This is a genomic window from Streptomyces sp. BL1 (assembly GCF_057628045.1).
In genome coordinates this window covers 6,705,776-6,724,295 of sequence record NZ_JBXYWZ010000002.1, presented here as the reverse complement: position 1 = coordinate 6,724,295, position 18,520 = coordinate 6,705,776, and the positions used below count along the sequence as shown (strand labels likewise).

15 protein-coding genes are annotated in these 18,520 nt (G+C 73.5%); 5 read left to right on the top strand and 10 right to left on the bottom strand.

The features are described 5' to 3' along the window. Positions 1-8 precede the first annotated feature (8 nt). The 4 genes from AC3AGO_RS29405 to ureA form a co-directional block, all read right to left on the bottom strand. Entirely contained in the window at positions 9-1,760 is a 1,752-nt protein-coding gene (locus AC3AGO_RS29405) for a thiamine pyrophosphate-dependent enzyme (RefSeq protein ID WP_487823281.1), read from the bottom strand. Further along, the gene (locus AC3AGO_RS29400) at positions 1,757-3,202 is read right to left on the bottom strand and encodes an MFS transporter (RefSeq protein ID WP_487823280.1); all 1,446 of its coding nucleotides are present in this window, start codon (positions 3,200-3,202) and stop codon (positions 1,757-1,759) included. Before AC3AGO_RS29400 ends, AC3AGO_RS29405 begins: the two co-directional genes overlap by 4 nt. 171 nt (positions 3,203-3,373) lie before the next feature. Continuing rightward, positions 3,374-5,059 (bottom strand): urease subunit alpha, encoded by a 1,686-nt coding sequence (locus AC3AGO_RS29395; RefSeq protein WP_487823279.1) that lies wholly within the window; start codon positions 5,057-5,059, stop codon positions 3,374-3,376. Beyond that, positions 5,056-5,727: an urease subunit gamma gene (ureA, locus tag AC3AGO_RS29390; protein WP_487823278.1), complete on the bottom strand. Its 672-nt coding sequence runs from the start codon at positions 5,725-5,727 to the stop codon at positions 5,056-5,058. Before ureA ends, AC3AGO_RS29395 begins: the two co-directional genes overlap by 4 nt. Before the next feature lie 122 nt (positions 5,728-5,849). On the opposite strand from ureA, the gene AC3AGO_RS29385 reads away from it, so the two are divergent. Then, positions 5,850-7,040 carry an RsbRD N-terminal domain-containing protein gene (locus AC3AGO_RS29385; protein WP_487823277.1) on the top strand — a complete coding sequence of 397 codons (1,191 nt, stop codon included), beginning with the start codon at positions 5,850-5,852 and terminating at the stop codon, positions 7,038-7,040. A gap of 61 nt (positions 7,041-7,101) precedes the next feature. On the opposite strand, the gene AC3AGO_RS29380 is transcribed toward AC3AGO_RS29385, so the two are convergent. Continuing rightward, positions 7,102-8,529, bottom strand: coding sequence for a sensor histidine kinase (locus tag AC3AGO_RS29380; RefSeq protein WP_487823276.1), 1,428 nt, complete (start codon positions 8,527-8,529; stop codon positions 7,102-7,104). Positions 8,530-8,746: 217 nt separating this feature from the next. Between AC3AGO_RS29380 and sfnG the strand changes: the two genes are divergently transcribed. Continuing rightward, positions 8,747-9,886: a dimethylsulfone monooxygenase SfnG gene (gene sfnG / locus AC3AGO_RS29375; protein WP_487823275.1), complete on the top strand. Its 1,140-nt coding sequence runs from the start codon at positions 8,747-8,749 to the stop codon at positions 9,884-9,886. 62 nt (positions 9,887-9,948) lie between these two features. Next, a complete protein-coding gene (locus tag AC3AGO_RS29370; RefSeq protein WP_487823274.1) occupies positions 9,949-11,181 on the top strand; it encodes an acyl-CoA dehydrogenase family protein in 1,233 nt (410 codons plus the stop codon). 57 nt (positions 11,182-11,238) lie between these two features. Here AC3AGO_RS29370 and AC3AGO_RS29365 read toward each other — a convergent pair whose 3' ends face one another. Both AC3AGO_RS29365 and AC3AGO_RS29360 read right to left on the bottom strand, forming a co-directional pair. Continuing rightward, positions 11,239-12,420, bottom strand: coding sequence for a polyprenyl synthetase family protein (locus tag AC3AGO_RS29365; RefSeq protein ID WP_487823273.1), 1,182 nt, complete (start codon positions 12,418-12,420; stop codon positions 11,239-11,241). Then, a complete protein-coding gene (locus tag AC3AGO_RS29360; protein WP_487823272.1) occupies positions 12,417-13,550 on the bottom strand; it encodes a tetratricopeptide repeat protein in 1,134 nt (377 codons plus the stop codon). Before AC3AGO_RS29360 ends, AC3AGO_RS29365 begins: the two co-directional genes overlap by 4 nt. Before the next feature lie 322 nt (positions 13,551-13,872). Here AC3AGO_RS29360 and AC3AGO_RS29355 point away from each other — a divergent pair, with 322 nt between their 5' ends. Both AC3AGO_RS29355 and AC3AGO_RS29350 read left to right on the top strand, forming a co-directional pair. Next, positions 13,873-15,330, top strand: a complete 1,458-nt coding sequence (locus AC3AGO_RS29355; protein WP_487823271.1) for a dihydrolipoyl dehydrogenase family protein — start codon at positions 13,873-13,875, stop codon at positions 15,328-15,330. Between the two features lie 161 nt (positions 15,331-15,491). Next, a complete protein-coding gene (locus AC3AGO_RS29350; protein WP_487823270.1) occupies positions 15,492-16,505 on the top strand; it encodes an Acg family FMN-binding oxidoreductase in 1,014 nt (337 codons plus the stop codon). A 43-nt stretch (positions 16,506-16,548) separates the two neighbouring features. On the opposite strand, the gene AC3AGO_RS29345 is transcribed toward AC3AGO_RS29350, so the two are convergent. The 3 genes from AC3AGO_RS29345 to AC3AGO_RS29335 form a co-directional block, all read right to left on the bottom strand. Continuing rightward, a complete protein-coding gene (locus tag AC3AGO_RS29345; RefSeq protein WP_487823269.1) occupies positions 16,549-16,878 on the bottom strand; it encodes a putative quinol monooxygenase in 330 nt (109 codons plus the stop codon). Positions 16,879-17,013: 135 nt separating this feature from the next. Further along, positions 17,014-17,757 carry an IclR family transcriptional regulator gene (locus AC3AGO_RS29340; RefSeq protein ID WP_487823268.1) on the bottom strand — a complete coding sequence of 248 codons (744 nt, stop codon included), beginning with the start codon at positions 17,755-17,757 and terminating at the stop codon, positions 17,014-17,016. A gap of 297 nt (positions 17,758-18,054) precedes the next feature. Then, positions 18,055-18,384, bottom strand: a complete 330-nt coding sequence (locus tag AC3AGO_RS29335; protein WP_487823267.1) for a plasmid stabilization protein — start codon at positions 18,382-18,384, stop codon at positions 18,055-18,057. Positions 18,385-18,520: the final 136 nt, after the last annotated feature.

Sequence of the window (18,520 nt, the reverse complement as noted above, 5' to 3'; positions counted from 1 at the left end):
GGACGGGGTCAGTACGGTTCCTCGGGGTCCGGGGTGTCGCGTACGGAGTTGACCGTCACACCCGGGCCCAGCCGTCCCTCCGCCACCCTCAGGGCGATGAGGGCCGGGGTGCCGGCCGCCGTGGCGGTCAGCGCGCGCGTCAGGGCTGGGCCAAACTCGCCCGTCTCCGTGACCGTTTCGCCGTGGGCGGCGAAGGAGCGGGCGTACGCGGCGAAGTCGGGGTTGACCAGGCGGGTGCCGCTGACGCGGCCCGGGTAGTGGCGTTCCTGGTGCTGGCGGATCGTGCCGTAGCCGCCGTTGTCGAGGACGAGGATCAGCGGCGCGGCGCCTTCGGCGACGGCGGTGGCGAGCTCCTGGCCGTTCATGAGGAAGCAGCCGTCCCCCGCGACGGACACGACCTGGCGGCCCGGGAACAGTGTGGTGGCGGCGACGGCCGCGGGGATGCCGTAGCCCATCGAGCCGTTGCGCGGGCCGAGTTGGCGCATGCCGTCGCGGTAGGTGAGGAAGCGCTGCGCCCATTTGGCGTGGTTGCCCGCGCCGAACGTGACGACGGCGTCGGCGTCCAGCCGGGAGTCCAGGGCCGCGAAGACGGCGCCCAGGTCGAGGGGGTCGGGGTCGTGCAGCGGGGCGCGGAAGTCGCGGTACGCGGCCCGGTCCCGTTCGGTGCGCTCCGCCCAGCGCGCCGCCCCGGCGGGCTTCAGCGCCCGTACGGCGTCGGCGAACGCCTCGGGCGCGGCGGTCAGGGCGAGTTCGGGCGTGTAGAGGGCGCCGCGCGGCAGGGGTTCGGGGAGTGCCTGTACGAGCCGCGGCCCGTCCCTGCCGGGCCGCCCGAGCAGGGTGAAGCCGTCCGTGTTCACGTCGGAGGGGCCGGTGCCGACGCAGATGAGCAGGTCCGTCTCGCGCATCCGCGCGGCGAGCGCGTCGGAGCGGCCGTAGCCCAAGTGGCCGACGTACACCTCGCAGTCGGACGGTACGAGGTCCTGGCAGCGGAAGTCGACGGCGACGGGCAGCGACCACTCCTCCGCCCAGGCACGGACACCGGCGCGGGCACGGTCCGTCCAGCGGCCGCCGCCGAGCAGCACCAACGGGCGTTCGGCAGCCGCCAGAAGCGAACCGAGCCGGTCCAACTGGCCGTCGGACACGGCCCCTTCGGCAATGGGCAGCGGCGGCGCGTCGGGCACCCGGACGAGGTCGGTGAGCATGTCCTCGGGCAGCCCGAGCACGACGGGCCCTGGCCGCCCCGAGGCGGCGACGGCGTAGGCGCGGGCGACCTGTTCGGGTATCCGCTCGGCGTCCTCGATGGTCTCGACGAGCTTCGCGGTCGCGCCGAACGTGCCCCGCAGGTCCAGCTCCTGGAAGGAGTTGCGCCCGGTGTGGCCGCGCGGCACCAGCCCGACGAAGAGCACCAGCGGGGTGCCGTCCTGGTCGGCCGTGTGCAGGGCCACCAGCGCGTTGGCGGCGCCCGGGCCGCGCGTCGTGAAGCACACGCCGGGTCGCCCCGTGAGCTTGCCGTACGCCTCGGCCATGTAGGCCGCGCCGCCCTCCTGACGGCAGACGACCATCCGTACGGGCGCGTCGTGCAGGGCGTCCAGCACCGCCAGATAGCTCTCGCCCGGCACGCCGTACACCAACTCGGTGCCGTGCCGCAGAAGTTGAGCGGTCAGCACCTGGCCGCCGGTACGGGGCGCGGGGTCGTGCGGGGTGCCGGAGTCGGTCGGGCTGCCCGGATCAGTGGGGGTGGCGGGAGGGAGCGGAGTCATACGGTCGCCTTCGCGGAGTCGGAGCCCGGGTCCGAGTCGGAGCCGGAGCCGGAGTGTGCGGTGCCGGTACGGTCGCCGGGGCCGGTGCCGGTGCCGCGGCGCAGCAGCCGTCCGGCGGCGTACGAACCGGCCGCCGTACAGGCGGAGATGAGGATCAGCAGCAGGACGACGCTCCACGAGCCGCCGCCGGAGAGGTCGAGCAGCGAGGCCGCCACCAGGGGCACGAAGCCGGACAGCACACCGGCGATGTTGTACGACATGGCGACCGCGCTGTAGCGGAACGTCTCGGGGAACAGGCCGGAGACGACGGCCCCGATCGGCGCGTACGGAATGGACAGCGCGGCGATGGCGAGGGTGACGCCGAGGATCACCAGCCCTGTCCGCGCGGTGTCGATGAGCCAGAACGCGGGGAACGCGGCGAGGACGGAGACGCAGGCGCCCACGGTACACACCTTCCAGGCGCCCACCCGGTCCGCGATGCGGCCCGCCACCACCAGGACGACGATCTCGGCGACCGCTCCGACGAGCGTGGCGTTGAGCATCACCGACTTGTCGACACCCAACTCCCCCGTCCCGTACGAGATGATGAAGGTGGTCATCAGGAAGAAACCGCCGATGCCGAGCAGTGCCGCGCCCACCGCCACGAGCATCCGGCCCCAGCTGCGGCGGAACGCCTCGAAGAGCGGCACGGGCGGCGGCCCGTTCCGTTCGCTGTCCTCCAGCATCGCCTTGAAGACCGGGGACTCCTCGACGCGCAGCCGCAGATAGAGCGCGACGAGCAGCAGCACGAAGGCGGCGAGGAACGGCACCCGCCAGCCCCACGAGTGGAACGCGCCGTCCCCCAGTACGCCCGCCAGCGCGAAGGCACCACTGGAGAGCAACGTGCCGACAGGCGAGCCGAGTTGGGGCACCGTGGAGTAGCTGCCGTGCTTCTCGCGCGGGGTGTGTTCCAGGGTGAGCAGCATCGCGCCGCTCCACTCGCCGCCGACCGACACGCCCTGGAGGAAGCGGAGCGCCGCGAGCAGCACCGGCGCCCAGATGCCGAGGGTGGCGTAGCCGGGCAGCAGCCCGATACAGCCCGTGGAGACGCCCATCAGGACCACGGTGATGATCAGCGCGGTCTTCCGGCCGTACCGGTCACCGACGTGCCCGAAAATGGCGGCGCCGACAGGCCGGGCGATGAAGCCGACGGCGAAGGTCATGAACGACGCGATGGTGCCGACGGCCGGGTCCAGGCCGGGAAAGAACAGCTTGTTGAAGACGAGGGCGGCGGCGGTGCCGAAGAGGAAGTAGTCGTACCACTCCAGTGCGGTGCCGATGAAGGCGGCGGAGAGGAGGCGGCGGATGTCGGCGGGGGCGGCGCCTTCCTTGGCGGGGCCGTGCGCTGGGGCCCCGCTCTGTGGTGGGGTTCCTGGTGCTGGTGGGGTTGGTTCGTGGCTCATGCGGTTCTCCTGGGGACGGGGGCGGGGCCTGGCGGGGCGGCCCCTCAACTGCGGCGCGTGCGTTGCGCTGTGGGGTGCGTTGGCCTCGCGGCTGGCGGTCCGGTGTGCCCACCCGTTCCGCCCCTTGGGCGGACCAGCTGCCCACACCTCGCGCGGAGCGCGTGCCCGGGGTCAGGCCAAATGGTGAAGTTGGGCCAGGGGTAGGTCAGTTGCCGGGGCGGTGGCGGTGGGGTGGCCGTCTACGAGGACGGGGCCCGGCTCGCGCGGCACCTCGACGCGCGGGGTGGCGGTGTTGTGCCGCATGTCGGCGCGGGTGAGGCCACGCGTGCCCCGTACCGCCGCATAGCTCAGCCCCTCCGGCAGCGCGCGCCGCGCCGCGGAGTCCTCCAGGGCCTCCCCCGCGACGAAGACCCGGGAGAGCCGGGCCGGCGCGTCACCGAGCGCCCCGTAGTACGGGCGGTACGAGCGCGGCTGCGTGAGCCTCGTGGAGCCGGACCCGGAACCGGTGTTGCCCCAGGCCACGAAGCCGCCCTTCACGACGAGTTCGGGCTTCGTGCCGAACCAGGCGGGGTGCCACAGCACGAGGTCGGCGAGCCGCCCCGGCTGCACGGTGCCGACCTCGTGCGCGAGGCCGTGCGCCACCGCGGGGTTCAGCGTGATCTTGGCGAGGTAGCGCAACACCCGCTCGTTCGCGGGGTGTTCGACGCCGCTCTCCCCCGTCCGCAGGGCCTGTACGTGGGCAAGCTGCCACGTACGGCGCACCGTCTCGGCGATCCGGCCCATGCCCATGGAGTCGGAGTTGACGATGCTGATCGCGCCGAGGTCGTGCAGGGAGTTCTCGGCGGCGATGGCGTGCCCGCGGATGCGGCTGCGGGAGATGGCGACATCGCTCTCGCTGTGGTGGTTCTGCCGGTGCACGGTCATCGTCATCGGGAACAGCTCGTCGACGGTGTTCACGGTGTACGGCACGGTCGGCGTGGTGGAGGACGGCAGGATGTGCGGCTCGGAGAGGATCTCCAGCAGGTCGGGGTGCCCGCCGCCGCCCTCCACGTGGTACGCGTGCACCGTACGGCCGCGCGTCGCGCCGACGGTGTCGGCGAGGTAGCCCGACTCGTTCATCGAGTCCGTGTGCAACGCGACGGGCAGATCGGCGTGTTCGGCCGTACCGAGGCAGGTGTCGACGATGCGCGGCGTAGCCCCGAAATCCTCGTGGATCTTGAAGCCGCCGGCCCCCGCGAGCACCACGTCGTCGAGCAGCGCGCGCGAACTGGACGAACCACGCGCCAGGAACGCCACGTTGAGCGGCGTACCGCGCCAGGCGCTCATCAACGTACGGAGGTTGTGCGCCGGATTGCAGCCGATCTCCCACATCCCGCCGAGGCCCATGCCGACGACGGTCGTCACACCGGAGGAGAGCGCGGCGGGCGCGATCTCCGGGGAGGACAGGTGCACATGGCTGTCGACGATGCCCGGGGTGGCGATGAGCCCTTCGCCGGGGACCATCGAGGTGTGCGAGTCCACGGCGAAGTCGACGGACAGCACATCCGGGTTGCCGACGCCTCCGACGGCGACGACGCGGCCGTCCTTCACCCCGATGTCGGTCTTGCGCACGCCGAGCACCGGGTCCAGCAGCAGCACGCTGGACACGACCATGTCGAGGGCCGAGGCGCGGTCCGAACGGGGCGACGCGAGCAGCCCGTCCCGTACGGTCTTGCCGCAGCCGCCGAGGAGTTCGTCCCCTGCCGTCCCGTCGTCGGCCTCCACCTCCACCCACAGTCCGGTGTCGCCGAGCCGCACCCGGTCGCCCGTGGTCGGCCCGTACAGCGCGTTGTACGTACGGCGGTCGACGTCCGTCATGCGAGCTCCTCCCCCTCTGCCGTGACTCCGGGCGGCCCGGCCCGCAGGCCCGCGTTCTCGTGCCGGGCCGCCACCAGGTCCACCTCGCGCTCCGTGCCGGGTGCGAAGACCAGCGCTGTGCCCGCCGCCACGTCCAGCCGCATGCCGGCCGCCGCCGAACGGTCGAACTCCAGCGCCGTGTTGGCCTCGGCCAGCGGATAGTGCGAGGAGACGTACACCGGGCGGTCGCCCGTGTTGCGTACGGTGAGCCGCATCCGCCGGCGGCCCTCGTTGATGCGTACGGGCTCCGTACCGGTACGCACCTCACCCGGCGCCGGGCCCTCACTCGACGCGGAGCCGGACACGGAGCCCGACGCGGCACCGGACACGGCGATCGGCGTATCCACCGCGACGAGCGCCGTCCCGCTGGGGAACATGGCCTCCACCTGGACGGTGGGCACCATCGCCGGTACGCCTTCCAGCACGTCCCGTTCGGTGAGCACGGAACGCCCCACGGCGATGACGTCGTCCATGCTCATCCCGTCCCAGGCGGCCTCCAGCACCTCGTCGCAGATGAGCGCGATGGCTTCGGGCGCGTTCAGCCGCCGCCCGCGTGCCCTGCGCCGCCGGGCCAGTTCGGCCGCGGTGAACAGCTGGAGTCGTTCGTTCTCGCGGGGAGTCAGATGCACTGTGGGAACCTCCCGGGTGTCCCGCCGGAGCAGGGTCCGTCCTGCGTCGCCCCCAGGATTCCCGGCGTTCGCCCACCCGCCAACGTTGAAATATCGCGGGTCCGTTGACCAGGATTGTGCAGATGCACCCTGCCCTCTCCGTCCTGCCGCCCTCGTCGCCCCGCGTGGCGGAACTCGCCGTCGAGTGCCTGGAGGACATCGGCGGCGTCATCGACGACTGGCTGGAGGCGGTGCGCCCCGTACGGGCCCACTACGCCGACGACGTCCCCGACGACGACTTCCGCACGACGGCACGGCAGGCGTTCGAACTGCTGCTGCGTACGGTCGCGGACCTGCCCGTACCCGACGAACTGGCCGCCGTCTCCGAGCGGATCGGGGAACGCAGGGCCCGCCAGGGCGTGCCGATGGACTCGCTGCTGGCGGCGGCCAGGCTGGACTTCCGCGTGGTGTGGGCCGCGCTGGTGGCACGCGCAGACGACGGCGACAAGGTGCTGCTGGTGGCGTCCGCGTACCACGTGTGGGAGGCCGTGGAACGGCACGTCACCGGGATCATGACGGGCTACCAGCGCACGGTGCTGATGGGGCGGCAGCGGGAGGACGAACGGCGCCTGTGGTGCGCGCGCTTGCTGGAGACCGGCGGCCACAACCCGACCGTGGTCCGCGACGCCGGGCTGGCACTCGGCTTCCGGCAGGGCGCGGAGTTCCTGTGCGCGGCTGCGCTGCCGGAGGCGGGTGCCGCGCTGCGAGACGCCGCGACGGCGCTGCGTACGGCCGGCGCCGCCGTGCAGCAGCAGACCGTCTCCACCGACGCGCTGCTCGTCGTGGAGCTGGGCCGCCGCATGGCGCCCGACGCGGTCCTCGACCGGCTCGCCGGGATCCCCTGCGGGGTGTCACCCGCGGTGTCGGGCCTGGCCGCGGTGCCGCGCGCGGCCGAACTGGCCACGGCGACGGCACACGCCCTCCCCGAGGGCACGGCGCAGCCCTGCCGGCTGGAGGACTCCTGGCTGGACGTCCTGGTGCACCGCGCCGACTCCTTCGGCCGGCACCTCGCGGACGACATGCTCGCCGGGCTGTTCGCGCCGGGCGTGCCGGAGGCCGAGTCGGCGCGGCTGCTGGAGACGGTACGGGTGCACCTCGCCGGGTCCGGGTCGATCGCCGACACCGCCGAGGCGCTCTACTGCCACCGCAACACGGTCCAGCACCGGTTCACCCGGTTCTCAGCGCTCACCGGGCGCGACGTACGCAGGCCCGGCGACGCCACCCTGGTCACGCTCGCCCTGCGGGTCCACGACCGGAGCGCGGAACGGGGCTGACGGAACGGGCCTGACGGAACGCGCCTGACGTACCGCGCCTGACGCCCCGTCAGAGTGCCCCTCACGTACGGCCCGCCGGCTCCTCCGCCGTGAGCGGCAGCGAGATGGCGACGCGGAAACCGCCGGCCGGCCGGGGCCCCGACTCGATGGTGCCGCCCGCCAGCCGGACCCGTTCGCCGAGCCCGATGAGCCCGTGCCCGCCGCTGGGCAGCAGCGGCCCGTCGCCGTCCGCCGCGCTCCCGCCGGGCCGGGGGCGGGAGTTGACGACGCTGACGCTCAGGCCGCCGGCGCCGTAGTCGAGCCGGACCTCCGTGGCCGCGCCCGCCGCGTGCTTGTGCACATTGGTCAGCGCTTCCTGCACGACGCGGTACGCGGCGCGCTCCGCGGCGTCCGGCAGCGGACGCCGCTCCCCCTCGACCGTCAGCTCGACGGGCAGCCCCGCGCTGCGGGAGGAGTCCACCAGCGCGGGGATCTGGTCCAGCCCCGGCTGGGGCCGCTGGTCCTCGGCCCGCTCCCCGTACGCGCCCTCGCCGAACCCCGTGCCGCCGGCCGCACCGTCACCGGAGGCGCCGGACGCAGCGCCGCCGTCACGGGGGCCGCCGTCCTCGTCGGGCGTGCGCCGCAGGACGCCGATCATCTCCCGCAGCTCGTTCAGCGCCTGCCGTCCGGCAGTCCGGATGGTGACCGCGGCCTGCGCCGTCGTGTCCGGGTCGTGGGCCATCGCCTCCAGCGCGTTGGCGTGCACGACCATGAGGCTCACCTGGTGGGAGACCACGTCGTGCATCTCCCCCGCGATACGTGTGCGTTCCTCGACCCGGGCCGCCTCGGCGATCAGCAGCTGCTCCCGCTCGGCGCGTTCGGCACGCTCCACGAGGCCCGCCATCACGGCGCGGCGCGCCCCCACGTACAGCCCGACGAGCAGCGGCGTCAGCACCTGGAGCGGGAAGTTGAACAGGAGCCACCGCATCAGCTCGGACAGGCCGAGGTGCGGCAGGCTGCTCCACGGCGCGAGCACGACCAGGCCGACGGCGGCGGTGCCCCAGGTGAGGAGGCGGTTGCGCGGCCCCCGGTAGGCGCCCACCGCGTAGAAGGCGAACAGGGTGGTGAACACCGCCGCGTGAGCCACATATCCGGCGAGCGCCACGAGGGCCGCCACCTCCGGGAAGCGGCGCCGGACGAGCAGCGGCAGGGGGACGAGCGCCGCGAGGACGTGGTTCATCCACGGTGTGTCCGCCGGGCCGAGCAGCGGGTTCTGGAGACTGCTGGTGAGGGACAGGAACAGCGAGAGCGCCGTCACCAGGATGTCCGCCACCACCGGCCGCCGAAGCCACCGCCAGGCCTTCAGCACCACCGCCGGCACCTCGCCCCGGACTCCTGCCGGCACCTCGCCCCGGCGGTCGTCCGCCGCTTCCCCCGAGTTCCCCGCGTCCCCCGCTGTCACGTCCCGCTCCGTTCCGGCGCTGCCCGTCCGGCTGCTGTTGCTGGTCACCCCTCGAGGGTAGGCAACGGTTCCGTGGCGGCTGCACGCGCGTGGCGGGCACGTCCGCACAGCGGTCCCCGTATTCCGCTCTCCGAATCTCGGACCGCCTTTCATGAACGGCGTTTTGCAATGTCACGTAGTTCTCGCTGCAACGGGTTCGGAGACCGGGATCAGGGTGATCTCGTGGGTCGGGCACACCTTTTCCCGCCACCTCTGGAGTTCCGCCATGACCGATCCCGCTGCGTCCGCCGCCCCACCCGCACGGTTCGCCTACTGGGTGCCCAACGTCAGCGGCGGCCTGGTCACCAGCACCATCGAAAAGCGCACCGACTGGAGTTACGAGTACAACCGCGAACTGGCCGTCCTCGCCGAGAACAACGGCTTCGAATACGCCCTCAGCCAAGTGCGGTACATGGCCAGTTACGGCGCCGAGTACCAGCACGAGTCGACGAGCTTCAGCCTCGCGCTGCTGCTGGCCACGCAGCGGCTGAAGGTCATCGCCGCCGTGCACCCCGGCCTGTGGCACCCCGGCGTGCTGGCCAAACTGGGCGCGACGGCCGACCAGTTGTCGGACGGACGGTTCGCCGTGAACGTCGTCAGCGGCTGGTTCAAGGGCGAGTTCACCGCGCTGGGCGAGCCGTGGCTGGAGCACGACGAGCGCTACCGGCGCGCCGAGGAATTCATCGGGGCGCTCCGCGAGATCTGGACGAAGGATCACGCCGAAGTGGCCGGTGACTTCTACCGGATCCGCGATTTCTCCCTCAAGCCGAAGCCGCTCAATACGCCGGAGCGCCCGCATCCGGAGATCTTCCAGGGCGGAAACTCCACCGCGGCCCGGGAGATGGCGGGCCGGGTGTCCGACTGGTATTTCAGCAACGGAAAGGACTTCGACGGCGTCACCGAACAGATCCGGGACGTACGCGCCGCCGCCGCGGCCGCGGGCCGTACCCCGCCGGGATTCGGCCTCAACGGATTCCTCATCGCCCGCGACACGGAGGCCGAGGCCCGCGACGTCCTGCGGGAGATCGTCGCCAAGGCGGACACCGAGGCGGTGCACGGATTCGAGGCCGCCGTGCAGCAGGCCGGCAAGTCGGCGTCCGACGGCAAGGGCATGTGGCAGGACTCCTCGTTCGAGGACCTCGTCCAGTACAACGACGGCTTCCGTACGGGCCTCATCGGCACCCCGGAGCAGATCGCCGAGCGGATCGTCGCGTACAAGCGGCTCGGCGTCGACCTCTTCCTGCTGGGCTTCCTGCACTACCACGAGGAGGTCGAGTACTTCGGCCGCCGCGTGCTGCCCCTGGTGCGCGAGCTGGAGGCCCAGCAGGCCGCGACCGCCGGCGCCGCCGCACCCGCCCGCGTCTGACAGCCCCGCGACCTCCCCCGTCCCCCGCATAGACAGCAACGCCCACAGCAAGGAGCACCGTCATGAGCGTCACCACATCCACCGACTGGTCATCCCGCCCCGCGCCCGCCGACGCCGAGGGCTGGGTCGAGCGCGCCGCCGAGGTGTCCGCCGTCCTCGCCACCGACGCCGCGTCCCGCGACCGGGCCGGCCGCACCCCGTACGACGAGGTGCGGCTCCTCAAGGACTCGGGCCTGGTCACGCTGCTCGGCCCGGTGGAGCACGGCGGCGGGGGCCAGGACTGGCCCACCGCGTACCGCGTCGTCCGCGAAGTCGCCAAGGCCGACGGCTCCATCGGCCAGCTGCTCGGCTACCACTACCTGTGGAACTGGGCGGCCCGGCTCGTCGGCACCCGCGAACAGTGGGAGGCGGTCGAGGCCCAGGCGGCCCGCGAGCGCTGGTTCTTCGGCGGGGCCGTCAACCCGCGCGACAACGACGTGTCCGTCCGCGACGACGGCGACGAGCTCGTCTTCACCGGCCGCAAGTCCTTCTCGACGGGCAGCAAGGTCTCCGATGTGACCGTCCTGGAGGGCGTGTTCGAGGGCGCCGACCCGGCAGAGCCCGGCAATCACGTGTTCGCCATCGTGCCGTCCGACAGCGCGGGGCTGACCTTCCACGACGACTGGGACAACATCGGCCAGCGCCTCACCGAGAGCGGCAGCGTCACCCTCGACGGCGTACGTACGCCGTGGGCCTCGGCCGCGGGCTTTGTCGACAAGACGTTCCAGCCGCGTGTCTACAACACCCTCAACGTGCCCGTGATCCAGCTGGTGTTCGCGCACTTCTACCTGGGCATCGCCCGCGGCGCCCTGGAGACGGCCAACACCTACACCCGCAACCGGTCGCGGTCGTGGCTGCACGGCGGGTACGAGCGGGCCGTCGACGAGCCGTACGTCATCGACATCTACGGCGATCTGACGGCCAAGCTGTGGGCCGCCGAGGCGCTCGCCGACAAGGTGGCCGAGGAGGGGCAGCGGCTACACGACGACCCGGACGCGGTGACGGAGCAGGACCGCGGCGAGCTCGAGGTGCGGGTCGCCGCGGTGAAGGCGAGGGCGACGGACGTGGCGCTGGAGACCGCGAACCGGGTCTTCGAGGTCACCGGCGCACGGGCCACCGCCACCACCGAGGGACTCGACCGCTTCTGGCGGAACATCCGTACGCACACGCTGCACGACCCGGTCGCGTACAAGCGCCGGGAAGTCGGCCGCTACGTCCTCACCGGTGAACTGCCGCAGCCCACCTGGTACTCCTGACAGCACCCGGCCCGCGCCCGCCTGCCCCGCACCGCCCGAACGCCCGTCGTCCGCCGCTCATCCGCTGCGGTCGATGAGGAACGGGATCAGCGCCAGCATGTCCCGTACGGCCGTCGGCGCCAGTGGCAGTTCGGCCAGGCAGGCGCGGGCCGCGTCGAGTTGGGCGCGGGCCTCGCGCAGTGCGGCGGTCCGCCCGCCCGCCTCCTCGACGAGCCCCGCGGCGGTACGGGCGCCGGCCGCGTCCAGCGGCCGCGGGCCGGTCAGCAGCGCGGCCAGGTGGTACGCGGCGGGCCCCTCGCCGGCGAGCGCGGTGAGCAGCGGGTAGGTTTTCTTGCCCTGCCGCAGGTCGTTGTGCACGGGCTTGCCGGTGGCGGCCGGGTCGCCCCAGATGCCGAGCAGGTCGTCCACCACCTGGAAGGCGACGCCGAGATGGCGGCCCGCACGGTCCAGCCCGTCCACGAGCATCCCCGGCGCGCCGGCCAGCACGGCGCCCAGCGCGAGGGAACAGCCCAGCAGCGCACCGGTCTTGGCCTCCGCCATGGCGCGGTACTCGTCGGGCTCTACGGCGTCCGGGCCCGTCCAGGGGCGGTTCTCGTACCGCAGATCGTCGGCCTGTCCGCGCACGAGGTCGCCGAGCGCACCCGCCAGGTGCCGGACCGCGGTGCCGCCGTGCGCGTGCGGCGTCTCCGCGAGGATCTCCACGGCGAGCGCGAAGAGCGCGTCCCCGGTGAGCACGGCGGGTCCCGTGCCGTACGCCTTCCACACGGTCTGCCGCTGCCGGCGCGTCTCGTCGCCGTCCATGATGTCGTCGTGCAACAGCGAGAAGGTGTGCACGAGTTCGACGGCGACGGCCCCGGCCGCCGCGGTCTCGCCGGGCGCCCCGGCGGCCTCGGCGCCCAGGACGGCGAGCGCCTGCCGTACGCCCTTGCCCGTGCCCTGCGCGGACGGTTCCGGGCTGCCGCCGACCTCGCACCAGCCGAGCGAGAAGCCCGCCATCTCCCCGGTCCACGGGTGCAACCGCCTTACAGCGGAGGCGAGTTGGGGCCGCACCAGTTCCCGGCACCGCTCCAGCACGGCGTACGCGTCGGGCCCGCGGTCACCGCCCTTGAGGTCACTGCCGCCGTACTGGCCGTCGGGGTACTGCTCTTCGATGTGCTCGCCGCCGTACTCGTCGTCCGCCTGCATCGTGTCGCCGGCCGCAGCGTACGCGGTCCGGTCCGTCCCGGACAGCGCCGTCATCGCAGGACCTCCGCGCCCCGCCCGGCCACCGCGCCGACGACGGCGCGGGCATCGAACTCCCCGCCGCCCTCAGGCTGTTCACGACCGCCGGACTGTCCGTCACCGTCGGCGAGCCCCAGCTCCTCCCGGGCCTTGTCGACCATCGCGCACGCGTGCCGCAGCCCGATCGCCTCCAGGGCGACGCGCAGTTCCGCCAGGTCGGCGGCCGTCCGCGCCGCGTCCCTGCCCAGCCGGGCCCGGGACTTGGTGAGACCCAGCCGGGACAGCGCCTCGCCGCGCGGTTCGCCCATCGCGCGGAATTCGGCGAGCGCCCCCTCGTAAACGGTCTGCGCCTCCGCGTAACGCCCGGCGCGGTAGAGGACGTTGCCGCGCATCTTGTGGTTGTAGGCCAGCGCGCTGGACAGGTCCATCGCCCGGCACAGCTCCTCCGCCTCGGACAGCAGCCCGAGCGCGCGCTCCGGGTCGTCGCCGCGTACGGAGAGGATGTCGGCGACGCCGCGCAGCGCCCACGCCCGGCCGCGCCAGTCGTCGGCGTCGCCGGATATCTGCGCCGCCTCGTCGAACATGGCGAGCGCGAGGTCGTACGAGCCGGTGTTGCGGTGCATCTGCGCGATGCCCTCCAGCGCCCACACGGTGTGCCGGGCCTCGCCGCGCCGCCGTGCCTCGGCCAGCAGTTGCTCGTGCAGTTCGCCCACGGCGCGGTAGTCGCCCTGGATGCGGCCGGTCTCCGCCATGCCGGCGAGGGAGTAGCCGCGGGCGACGATGTCCTCGCCCTGTTCGGCCAGTTCGGCCGCCAGGCCGAGGAGCCGGAAGGCCAGCCGCAGCGCGCCCCGCTGCCGCGCCAGCGTGCCGCCGCTCCACACCGCCCAGGCCATCGCGCCCGTGTCCCCGGCGTCCCGCGCCGCGCGGTAACTGGCCTTCCAGGCGCGGTCCGCCTCCTCGACATGGCCGAGCCTGCGGTGCGCCTCGGCGACGGCGAGCCCGCAGCGGGCGGCCTCCCGCCGGTCCCCGGCCCGCTCTGCCTCGCGTACCTGCTCGATCCCGTGAGCGAGTACGTCCTCCACCGAGGAGTTCACCGACAGCGTGCCGAGGGAGCCCTGGTATTCGGGGGCGAATGCCTTGCTGTACATGCGTACCTCTCTGTCTCCGTGCCCGGCCGGACCGCGCCGCTTCACTATACACACGACGTATACACGCAGTGCATAGTTCCCTGGAGTCCACCCCGGATCTCCCGGAGCACGTCCGTGGTCCCTGCGTGTACGCGCCGCGTGCGGAGGTCAGCCCGCGCGGCGAAAGCCACCGTTCTCCGTCAATGACGCACCGTGTGCCTCAGGGGTTGCCTGCTCCCCCAGAAGAATCCGAGTGCACAGGACGCCGGGCCCGGCGGCAGGAAGGATGGGACGTAGCCCCGCAGAGCGGGCAGTCGCACGCGTCACCGATCCGGAGGTCCCGATGAGCCGCTCCGACGCAACACCCGACACCGCCGGCACGTACGACGTGATCGTCCTCGGCGCGGGCCCGGTCGGTGAGAACGTCGCCGACCGCGCCCACGCCGCCGGACTCAGCGCCGTGATCGTCGAACGGGAACTCGTCGGCGGCGAATGCTCGTACTGGGCCTGCATGCCCAGCAAGGCCCTGCTCCGCCCGGTCGCCGCGCTGGCCGACGTGCGCCGCGTCGCCGGTGCCGCGCAGGCCGTCACCGGCAGGATCGACGCGCAGGCCGTGCTGGAGCGGAGGGACGGCTTCGCCTCCCACTGGAAGGACGAGGGCCAGGTCGACTGGCTCACCTCGGCGGGCATCGACCTCGTACGCGGTCACGGCCGGATCGACGGCCCGCGCCGCGTCGTCGTCACCGGCCCCGACGGCAGCCGCACAGCCCTGGAGGCGAGGCACGCCGTCGCCGTCTGCACGGGCAGCCGGGCCGCGCTCCCCGGTACGCCCGGCATCGACAGCGCGCAGCCGTGGACCAGCCGCGAGGCGACCTCCGCGAAGGAGGTGCCGGGCCGGCTGGCCGTCGTCGGCGGCGGCGTGGTCGGCGTGGAGATGGCCACCGCCTGGCGGGCACTCGGCGCCGAGGTCACGCTGCTGGTCCGCGGCGAGCGGCTGCTGCCGAAGATGGAGCCGTTCGCGGGCAAGCTCGTCGCCTCGTCCCTCGTGGAGGCCGGGGCGAACGTCCTGACCGGCGTGTCGGTGGAGCGCCTGGACCGCCCCCTGCCGGACCGCCCGCTCACCCTCTCCCTCAGCAACGGCCGTGAACTCGTCGCCGACGAGGTGCTGTTCGCGACGGGCCGGGCACCCCGCACCGACGACATCGGCCTGGACACGGTCGGTCTGGACGTCGGCACCTGGCTCACGGTGGACGACAGCTGCCGCGTCGACGGCGTCAAGGGCGGCTGGCTGTACGCGGTCGGCGACGCCAACGGCCGCGCCCTGCTGACCCACCAGGGCAAGTACCAGGCGCGCATCGCCGGCGCCGCGATCGCGGCGCGCGCCGCTGGCGTGCCGCTGCTGGAGACCGACCGCTGGGGCGCGCACGCCGCCACCGCCGACCACGACGCGGTGCCCCAAGTGGTGTTCACCGACCCGGAGGTGGCCGCCGCCGGACTCACCGCGGAGGAGGCCGAGGCGCGCGGCCTGCGCGTCCGCGTCGTCGACCAGGACCTCGGCGGCGTCGCGGGCGCGGCCCTGTACGGCGACGGCTACCGGGGCCGCGCCCGCATGGTCGTCGACCTCGACCGCGGGACCGTCGTCGGCGTCACCTTCGCAGGACCCGGCGTGAGCGAGCTCCTGCACTCGGCGACCACCGCCATCGCCGGCGAGATCACCCTCGACCGCCTCTGGCACGCGGTCCCCGCGTACCCCACGATCAGCGAGGTCTGGCTCCGCCTCCTGGAGGCGTACCGGGGCTGAACCCCCGTGTCCCGCGCCCCCGTCCGGCCCCGTACCGGGCGGGGGCGCGGTGCGGGCGGGACGCCCGTGGTGCGGCCCGGATGCCCGCGGGCCACCCTGGAAGTCAGCCCGGACACCGCCGGACCGTCCGGGCGGACGACCCGGTGAGGAGGCCACAGGCCATGGTGGGCACGGAAACAGTCGCCGAGGGAACCGTGAGCGACCTCGTCCGCGCGGCGTCGGCGGCCCCCTCCCTGCACAACTCCCAGCCGTGGCGGTTCCGGTACGCGCGCGGCACCCGCACCCTGTCGCTGCGCGCCGACCCGGAACGGCTGCTGCCGCACACCGACCCCGAGGGCCGCGGCCTCCATCTCGGCTGCGGCGCCGCCCTGTTCAACCTGCGCGTGGCCGCCGTCGACGCGGGGCACCACCCGGAGACGGTGCTCTTCCCCGAGCCGGACGACCCGGACCTGCTCGCCACCGTGCGGCTCGGCGGCCGCGTGGAGGCAGGTGAGACGCGTGGCCTCGGCGCGCTCCGGACCGCCGTGTACGAGCGGCACACCAGCCGCCACCCGTTCTCGCCCCACGGGCTCCCCGCCGCGGCGCAGGCCGCGCTGCGCGACGCGGCGCAGCGCGAGGGCGCCGGGCTGTCGTTCCCCGTGGGCTGGCACCTCCGGCTCGTCCTGGACCTCGCCCAGGAGGCGGAGACCCGCAACCTCTCCGACAGCGGCAGCGAGGCGGAGCTGGCCTCCTGGACACACGCCGCTCCCGCCCCCGGCGAGGAGCGGGGCCCGGCACCGGACGAGGGGGTGCCGGAGTCCGCGTACGGGCCCCGGCGGGGCGGCGGCAAGGCGCCCGTACGGGACTTCGCGGGCGGTCACGCCGTACCGGGCCGCGAGACGGCCGAGTTCGAGGAGACACCGCATCTCGCGCTGCTGAGCACCACCCGCGACAAGCGGGAGGACTGGCTGCGCGCGGGTCAGGCGATGCAGCGGGTGCTGCTGCTCGCCTGTACGAAGGGGCTGTCCAGCTCGTTCGTCGCGCAGGCCCTGGAGTGGCCCGACCTGCGCTGGCCGCTGCGCGAACCGCTGTCCGCGTACGGGCACATCCAGATGGTGCTGCGCTTCGGGTACGGGCCCACCGGGACGGAGACGCCGCGCCGCCCCGTGGAGGAGGTGCTCACGGTCGCACCGTGAGCACCTCGCGTACGGGGCCCGCTCGCGTACGGGGCCCGGATCCTCAGGCGTGCCGCGGGGTGAGCTCCGCCATCTTCGAGAAGCCGTCGCCCGGGATCTCGACGTTGATGATGTCGGGAGTGGTGGCGATGTACTCCGGGATGCTCGCCATGGCGGCCTGGAAGTGCGCGGAGTTCACGTGCTCCTCGCCGGCCTGCGGGGAGGCGAAGCCCTCCAGCAGCACGAACTGGTTCGGGTCGTCCACGCTCCGCGACCACTCGAAGAACACGTTGCCGGGCTCGTTCCGGGTGGCCCGCGTGAAGTCCTCGACGTGCGCGAGCCAGTTGTCGCTGTGCTCGGGACGAACGGTGAACTTGACGGTAATGAAGATCACGACGGCTCCTTGTCGGCCTGGCTGTTCGTGGTGGACGTCAGCCATGGTGGCCTCCGCGCGCGGCATCCGGCGCATGCGGCGCGGCGGATTCCGGCGCTGCCGGAAAATCCGTGCGGCGGCACCCGGAGCGCGCCGTCACGCGTGCCGCGCCGCGGCCTCCGACAGGGCCGCGACCAGCTGCGGGCCGCGCGCGTGGAACTCGCCGGTGGGGACGGAGACGGACAGCGCCCGCGCGCTCTCCCCCTCGCCGTCCCCGGACAGCGGCACGGCCACGCAGGTCAGCGCGAGGTCGAACTCGCCGACGGAGACGGCCACTCCGTCCCGCCGCACCCGTACCGCCTCGCGCTCGAAGCGCGCCGCGTCCGTGATGGTGCGTTCGGTCATCCGCGGCAGCCCGTGCGCGTCGAGGTAGCGGCGCCGCGCGGCACCCGGCAGCGAGGCGAGCAGCACCTTCCCGTGCGCGGTCGCGTGCGCGCGCAGGTCCCGGCCCACCGCGAACGGGTCGCTGCCCTCCACGGCCGGCGCGGTGCTGTCGAGTACGGCGACCTCGCCGCCGCTGTAGGTGCTGAAGTACGCCTCGGCGCCCGTCGTGTGCCGCACCCGCGCGAGCAGTTCCCGTACGTCCTGGCCCACGGACATGTGCCGCTGGTAGGCGCGGTGCAGCGCCGGCACGCGCGGCCCGAGGATGTAGCCGCCGTCGGTCCGGGCGAGATGCCCGCGCTCGGTCAGCGCGCCGAGCACGCTGTACGCGGTCGACAGGGCGCAGCCCAGCTGCCGGGCGAGCGCCTTGGCGGTGACCGGGCGCGGCGAGTGGGCCACGGCGTCGAGGGCGTCCAGGGCGCGGTCGACGGACTGCGGCCCTGTGGCGGGGGTGGACACGGCCGGTTCCTTCCACAAGGGCGAACGGTTCGGACAGGGGCGAGAAACTCGCAGGTTACTGCGTTCTCCCGGGGGATGACCCCCGTACCCCCAGCCGGAAATGCAGGCCCAGGCAGGGCGGCAGGCCCGGACATCACGCGGTGAACCCGAGTAAACGGTCGCACATCTCCGGCCGGTGGCCGCCGCCGGCGAGTGGCGGCCCGGGACGCACGACGGCCGGCGGAGCCCCCTCGGGTCTCCGCCGGCCGCTCCGGTCTCTGCGCCGGCTTCCACGCCGGCTCCCGCGCCGGGCTGCCGTCACTTGCCGACGGCGCGGGCCAGTTGCTGCTTGGTCATCTTCGAGCGGCCCTCGACGCCCCGCTGCTTCGCCTCGTTGTAGAGCTGCTCGCGGGTGGGGCCCTGCGGGCCCTTCCTGTTGCCGGACCGTTCGCCTCCGCGCTTCGGCGCGGGCTTGTCCTGGACGGACGTCTTGCCGGCCTGCCGGGCCTCCCCCTTCTGCGCCCGCTCCTTGTTCACCGTGCGGGATGCGATCTCCTCGGCCCGCCCCTCGGAGGCGCCGCGCTTCTTCTGCCCCTCCTTGATGTGCTCGTACTGCCGCTCACGCTTGGCATTCGCTCCTGCGGGCATCGTCTCTTCCTCCACTGTCGTAGGGACTCGTCCCATGGTTGGACGGCTGCCGCCGCTCAGCCACTCGGCACCGCAGCGCGGGCGCCGGGTACCCGGCGCCCGCGTACGGACACCCGCCCGGAACCGCGCCACCCGG

Bases quoted from the DNA above. Each gene is read 5' to 3' on its own strand.
- AC3AGO_RS29405 (WP_487823281.1), bottom strand. From the start codon at position 1,760: ATGACTCCGCTCCCTCCCGCCACCCCCACTGATCCGGGCAGCCCGACC.
- AC3AGO_RS29400 (WP_487823280.1), bottom strand. From the start codon at position 3,202: ATGAGCCACGAACCAACCCCACCAGCACCAGGAACCCCACCACAGAGC.
- AC3AGO_RS29395 (WP_487823279.1), bottom strand. From the start codon at position 5,059: ATGACGGACGTCGACCGCCGTACGTACAACGCGCTGTACGGGCCGACC.
- AC3AGO_RS29385 (WP_487823277.1), top strand. From the start codon at position 5,850: ATGCACCCTGCCCTCTCCGTCCTGCCGCCCTCGTCGCCCCGCGTGGCG.
- sfnG (WP_487823275.1), top strand. From the start codon at position 8,747: ATGACCGATCCCGCTGCGTCCGCCGCCCCACCCGCACGGTTCGCCTAC.
- AC3AGO_RS29370 (WP_487823274.1), top strand. From the start codon at position 9,949: ATGAGCGTCACCACATCCACCGACTGGTCATCCCGCCCCGCGCCCGCC.
- AC3AGO_RS29365 (WP_487823273.1), bottom strand. From the start codon at position 12,420: ATGACGGCGCTGTCCGGGACGGACCGGACCGCGTACGCTGCGGCCGGC.
- AC3AGO_RS29360 (WP_487823272.1), bottom strand. From the start codon at position 13,550: ATGTACAGCAAGGCATTCGCCCCCGAATACCAGGGCTCCCTCGGCACG.
- AC3AGO_RS29355 (WP_487823271.1), top strand. From the start codon at position 13,873: ATGAGCCGCTCCGACGCAACACCCGACACCGCCGGCACGTACGACGTG.
- AC3AGO_RS29350 (WP_487823270.1), top strand. From the start codon at position 15,492: ATGGTGGGCACGGAAACAGTCGCCGAGGGAACCGTGAGCGACCTCGTC.
- AC3AGO_RS29335 (WP_487823267.1), bottom strand. From the start codon at position 18,384: ATGCCCGCAGGAGCGAATGCCAAGCGTGAGCGGCAGTACGAGCACATC.